This is a genomic window from Achromobacter sp., assembly GCF_057314935.1.
In genome coordinates, this window is record NZ_DBHKZA010000023.1 from 73,219 (window position 1) to 78,930 (window position 5,712).

Here is a 5,712-nt window from a genome sequence, read left to right on the forward strand (position 1 = left end):
TTTGATGGTGCCCGGGGCCGGAATCGAACCGGCACGCCTTGCGGCGGGGGATTTTGAGTCCCCTGCGTCTACCAATTTCACCACCCGGGCAAGGGGGTCGCGAACACGTCCAGATGACGGCTGCGGGAGAACGAAGACAGCGATTATATGCGGACTTTCGTAAATTGTCAGGCGGCCCGGAATCAGGGCCGTCCGACGGGGCCGATTCGGGCGCTGCCGGCAGGCGGCAACCCGGATCGGCCCCTTCCAAAACTTACTTCTTTTCGGGCAGGAACCAGTTCATCACCAGGGCGCAGATGCCGCCCGTGGCCACGCCGGATTCCAGCACGCTTTTGACGGCATGCGGCAAGTGCGACAGGATTTCCGGCACTTGCGACACGCCCAGACCCAGAGCCAGGGATACGGCGATGATCAGCAGGGCGCGGCGGTCCAGGTGGATGCCGGCCAGGATGTTGATGCCGGAGGCGGCCACGGCGCCGAACATGACCATGGCGGCGCCGCCCAGGACGGGTTCCGGCACGGCTTGCAGCACGCCCGCCACGCCCGGGAACAGGCCCAGCAGGATCAGCATGCCGGCGATCCAGACGCCGACGTGGCGGCTGGCGATGCCGGTCAGCTGGATCACGCCGTTGTTCTGCGCGAAGACCGAGCTGGGGAAGGTGTTGAACACGCCGGCCAGCAGCGAATTCGCGCCGTTGACGAGCACACCGCCCTTGATGCGCTGCATCCAAAGCGGGCCTTCGACGGGCTGCTTGGACACCTTGCTGGTGGCGGTGACGTCGCCGATGGCTTCCAGGGACGTGACCAGGTAGATGATCAGCATCGGCACGAACAGCGCCCACGAGAAGCCCAGGCCGAAATGCAGCGGCACGGGGATCTGGAAGAGCGCGGCCTCGCGGGCGCCGGTGAAGTCCAGGCGGCCCATGGAGGCGGCGGCGATGTAGCCGACGGCCAGCGCCAGGACGAGCGCGGTGCTGCGGATCCAGACGACCGGCACGCGGTTCAGCAGGATGATGGTGCCCAGCACCAGGCCCGACAGGGTCAGGTTTTCCGCGCTGGCGAAGGTGCCGTTGGCCATGGCGCCGAAGCCGCCGCCCATGCTGATCAGGCCGACCTTGATCAGCGTCAGGCCGATCAGCAGCACGACGATGCCGGTGACCAGCGGGGTGATCAGGCGTTTGACGAAGGGCAGGATGCGGCTGATGCCCATCTCGACGAACGAGCCGGCGATGACGACGCCGAAGATCGCGGCCATGACGGCTTCGACCGGGGTGCCTTGCTTGACCATGACCGAGCCGCCCGCGATCAGCGGTCCGACGAAGTTGAAGCTGGTGCCCTGCACGATGAGCAGGCCCGCGCCCAGCGGGCCGAAGCGCTTGCACTGGACGTAGGTGGCGATGCCGGAGATAACCAGCGACATGGACACGATCAGGGTGGTGTCGCGGCTGCTGACGCCCAGCGCCTGGCAGATCAAGAGGCCCGGCGTGACGATGGGGACCAGGATGGCCAGCAGGTGCTGAAGCGCGGCGACGAAGGCGACGGGAGGCGCGGGGCGATCGTCGGGGCCGTAGACCAGGTCGTGGCTGGGCGCGTCGTCGGTGGCGCTATGGGGGGCGGGTTGGGAGAGGGAGGCGGGTTGCATGGCGGAGGGCCGGCCAGGTGGGGGGTAGGAGGGGAAAGTGCGGGATTTTAGCGGGGAAGGCCCCGAGCCGCCCGGGGGGAGGGATCGGCCCCGCGTGCGGGCGGGCCTGCTTGATAGAATTCCGGGCCGCCAACCGAATGTCGCCGAGGGCCCGCGGGGCCGGAGTTTGATGCAGAAACGCACGAGATGGATCGGGATTGTTTTGGCTTTGGTCATCGCCGGTTTGCCGATGTCCCTGCTGATATTCGTGCTGGACGACGATCCGTACGCCGCGGCCGATAAGGGCGAATCGTATCGGGCCAGTATCTACAAGCGTTATCAGGGCGTGGTCTACGCCGCCGTGCCCAGCAACGGCTATTACCGGATGGACGAGGCGGACCCGGCAAGCTTCAAGCCGTTCGACACGCCGGTCTACGACGGCCGCCAAGCCGCAAGAGACGCCCGTCACGTGTATTGCGGCAACCGAATCCTGCCGGGCATGTCTCCGACGACCACGCGATATCTGGGCAACAGCTATTTCGGGGATGGGTCGACGACCTATTACTGCTCGCTGTTCTCGGTGGTGAACCCTGACTTAAGCCCGGTCCAAGAGGTCTGGCAGACGATTCTCTTCGGGATGGGACGCGGCGCGAAACCGCAGAATTATCGGTATCCCTTCGAAGCACTGCCCGCCAGCGCGCAGCCGTACCGGGCATTGTTGGACCGTGACCTGGCGACCGACGGGGTAAAGGTTTTCTACCGCGGCAGCGAAGTCCCGCAGGCAAACCCAGACACGTTCCGGCGGTTGCCGGCATCCCGAGACGGCAGGCAGCTGCTAAGCGACGATTTCTTTGGCGACGGACGCCGGGTCTATTTCCATGAAGCGTTGCTGCCTCTGTCGGACGATCCCGGGCTGCGTGCGTTCAAGGTGGGGGAACTGGATCGCGAGCCCTATCTATATGACCCGCGCGACGGCATGGTGTACGTGGGCACCCACGCCTTTGATGCGGCGCACGCGCCGTACCGGCTGTTGAGCGAGGGCGGGCAGCATGTGAAACAGGCGCTGTTTGCCGGCCGTGACGGCATTTACTTCTATAACGTCCAAAAGCGGCGGATGGAACGGGCGGGCGACGATCCGTTTGCGTCTGGCGGATTTACGGCGCTGTCGCCCTTCGTGTTCTCGGACGGCAAGCAGGTGCTGTTCTTGAAGGGGTCGGAATCCTGGAGTTCGTCCCGGGGCGGCGGCGGGCTGATTTCCCGTTCTACGCTGATCAAGCGCCTGAAGGACGCGCCGGGCGGGGAATGGAAAAAACTGGGCGACGTTTATCACCAGTTCGGTTCAGTCTGGCAGAACGGCGACCAGCGCTATTACCTGGACCAGACGGGCAGCAGCCAGTTGGTCTTCAGCCCCATTTATCGGATCATGGATCGCGAAACGACGGATTTCCTGCTGCGCTCGCAACAGACCTTCGATATCAAGATGGACGATATCCGCAAACTGATCCGGGCCGGAAAGCTGGCGGCGCCGGCCAGCGACGACGTGCTGGAGGCGAAGGTCAGGTACCGGGGATTCTTGTCGTGGTTCTGACCCGTCTTGAAAAGTGCCCGATAGCCCCCACAACAGTAGGGTTTCCGGGATGCCGCGCAGCCTTGCCGCCCCGGAATCCGCATTGTTATTTGTCCCTAATTTTTTCGACCTTCCCGTAAAACTATGAGCCAAACCGCCACGTCTTCCACGTCCGAAACCCTGGGGTTCCAGGCCGAGGTGAAGCAACTGCTGCACCTGATGATCCATTCGCTGTACAGCAACAAGGAAATCTTCCTGCGCGAGCTGGTGTCGAACGCATCGGACGCGTGCGACAAGCTGCGCTTTGAAGCCATCGACCAGCCCGAGCTGCTGGAAGGCAATGGCGAACTGGCCATTACCGTCAGCTACGACAAGGCCGCCCGCACGATCACGATCTCGGATAACGGGATCGGCCTGTCGCGTGAAGAGGCCGTGGCGAACCTGGGCACGATCGCGCGCTCCGGCACGCGGGAATTCTTTTCCCAGCTGACGGGCGACAAGCAGAAGGATGCGCAGCTGATCGGCCAGTTCGGCGTGGGCTTTTATTCGTCGTTCATCGTGGCGGACAAGGTCACGGTGGTCAGCCGCCGCGCCGGCGCCACGGACGCGATCCAGTGGGAATCGGACGGCCAGGGCGAATTCACCATTGCCGCCGCCGAGAAGGCCTCGCGCGGCACGGACGTGACGCTGCATCTGCGCGCTGACGAAGACGAGCTCTTGAACGGCTGGAAGCTGCGCGAGATCCTTCGCCGCTACTCGGACCACATTTCCTTGCCTATCCGCATGGCCAAGGAAGAGTGGGATCAAGAAAAGGGCGAACAGGTCAAGACCGACGAACTGGAAACGGTGAACCAGGCCAATGCGCTGTGGGCCCGCAGCAAGTCGGACGTTTCGGAGGAGCAGTACCGCGAGTTCTACAAGACGGTGTCGCACGACTACGACGACCCGTTGGCCTGGACGCACAACCGCGTGGAAGGCCGCAGCGAATACACGCAGCTGCTGTATGTGCCCAAGCACGCGCCGATGGACATGTGGGACCGCGACGGCCGCCATGGCGTGAAGCTGTACGTGAAGCGCGTGTTCATCATGGACGACGCCGACCAGCTGCTGCCGTCGTACCTGCGTTTCGTGCGCGGCGTGATCGATTCGGCCGACCTGCCGCTGAATGTGTCGCGTGAAATCCTGCAGGAAAGCCGCGATGTGCGTGCGATCCGCGAAGGGTCGGCCAAGCGCATCCTGTCGCTGCTGGAAGACCTGGCCGAGAACAAGCCGGAAGACTACGCCACGTTCTGGTCGGAGTTCGGCCAGGTGTTGAAGGAAGGCGCGGGCGAGGACTCGGCCAATCTGGAACGCATCGCCAAGCTGATGCGCTTTGCGTCCACGCATTCGGGTGACCAGGCGCAGACGGTGTCGTTCGCCGACTACGTGTCGCGCATGAAGGAAGGCCAGGACAAGATCTACTACGTGACGGCGGATACGTTCGCCGCGGCCAGCAACAGCCCGCATCTGGAGATCTTCCGCAAGAAGGGCATCGAAGTGCTGCTGCTGTCGGACCGCGTGGACGAATGGATGCTGTCCTACCTGCGCGAATTCGACGGCAAGTCGCTGGTGTCGGTGGCCAAGGGCGGCCTGGACCTGGCCGAACTGGCTGACGAAGAAGAGAAGAAGCACCAGGCCGAAGTGGCTGAAGACTTCAAGCCGCTGGTCGAGCGCCTGCAGAAGACGCTGGAAGAGCAGGTCAAGGAAGTGCGCGTGACCTTGCGTCTGGTGGATTCGCCGGCGTGCGTGGTGGTGGGCCAGAATGAACTCAGCCCGCACCTGCTGCGCATGCTGAAGGCCGCCGGCCAGGAAGCGCCGAACGTGAAGCCGGTGCTGGAAATCAACCCGGAACATCCGCTGCTGGCGCGCATCCGCGCAGCGGAAGACAGCGAGTTCGACCAATGGGCGCGTCTGTTGCTGGATCAGGCCTTGCTGGCTGAAGGCGCGCAAATCGCGGACCCGGCCGCCTTCGTGAAACGCTTGAACGCGCTGCTGCTGAAGTAAGCGGCAAGCGGAGTGAAGAGAAGAGGGCGCCTGTGAGGGCGCCCTTTTTGTTGGCGGGGGAGATAAAACATTCCCGATCGGTAATTTATCGCGCCTTGAGGCGGCGATTTGATGAAATCTTCCCGTTCGGGAATATTTCTTCGAAATTGGTCGATGAAGCGAAATAACTTCCCGATCGGTAATGAATGTTGGTTTTTCCCCCTGAAAGCATCGTAAACTTACCGAACGGTAATTCAGGAGAATCCCATGCCCCCGCAAGATGCATCTGATGGCATCCCGGCGATGCCCGTCGCGGTCCACTCTTCGGTCGAGTTAGGCGAACTGGTGAAGGCCGTGAGGCGTTCGCAAGGTTTGCTGCAGACCGACCTGGCCGGCCTGTCAGGCACGGGCAACCGTTTTGTGGTGGATCTGGAACGGGGCAAACCCACCCTGCAATTGCAGAAGGTGTTGGACATGCTGGATCTGCTGGGTCTTGAAGTGC

The 5,712-nt window shown here is 63.2% G+C and carries 4 protein-coding genes and 1 tRNA gene; 3 read left to right on the top strand and 2 right to left on the bottom strand.

What is annotated here, in order from left to right:
- Positions 1–5 precede the first annotated feature (5 nt).
- Positions 6–90: transfer RNA gene (locus ACO6D5_RS11225), tRNA-Leu, on the bottom strand.
- A gap of 163 nt (positions 91–253) precedes the next feature.
- Positions 254–1,642, bottom strand: a complete 1,389-nt coding sequence (locus ACO6D5_RS11230; protein WP_280026660.1) for a uracil-xanthine permease family protein — start codon at positions 1,640–1,642, stop codon at positions 254–256.
- 169 nt (positions 1,643–1,811) lie between these two features.
- Between ACO6D5_RS11230 and ACO6D5_RS11235 the strand changes: the two genes are divergently transcribed.
- From ACO6D5_RS11235 to ACO6D5_RS11245, 3 genes are all read left to right on the top strand, one after another.
- Entirely contained in the window at positions 1,812–3,209 is a 1,398-nt protein-coding gene (locus ACO6D5_RS11235) for a DKNYY domain-containing protein (protein ID WP_485825418.1), read from the top strand.
- 123 nt (positions 3,210–3,332) lie between these two features.
- Complete coding sequence (htpG, locus tag ACO6D5_RS11240) at positions 3,333–5,231, top strand: molecular chaperone HtpG (RefSeq protein WP_485825416.1); 1,899 nt, start codon at positions 3,333–3,335, stop codon at positions 5,229–5,231.
- A 246-nt stretch (positions 5,232–5,477) separates the two neighbouring features.
- A partial coding sequence (locus ACO6D5_RS11245) for a type II toxin-antitoxin system Y4mF family antitoxin (RefSeq protein ID WP_485825417.1) occupies positions 5,478–5,712 on the top strand: 235 nt, incomplete at its 3' end.

Excerpts from the sequence above, each read along its gene's own strand:
- htpG (WP_485825416.1), top strand. The coding sequence starts at position 3,333 with ATGAGCCAAACCGCCACGTCTTCCACGTCCGAAACCCTGGGGTTCCAG.
- ACO6D5_RS11230 (WP_280026660.1), bottom strand. The coding sequence starts at position 1,642 with ATGCAACCCGCCTCCCTCTCCCAACCCGCCCCCCATAGCGCCACCGAC.
- ACO6D5_RS11235 (WP_485825418.1), top strand. The coding sequence starts at position 1,812 with ATGCAGAAACGCACGAGATGGATCGGGATTGTTTTGGCTTTGGTCATC.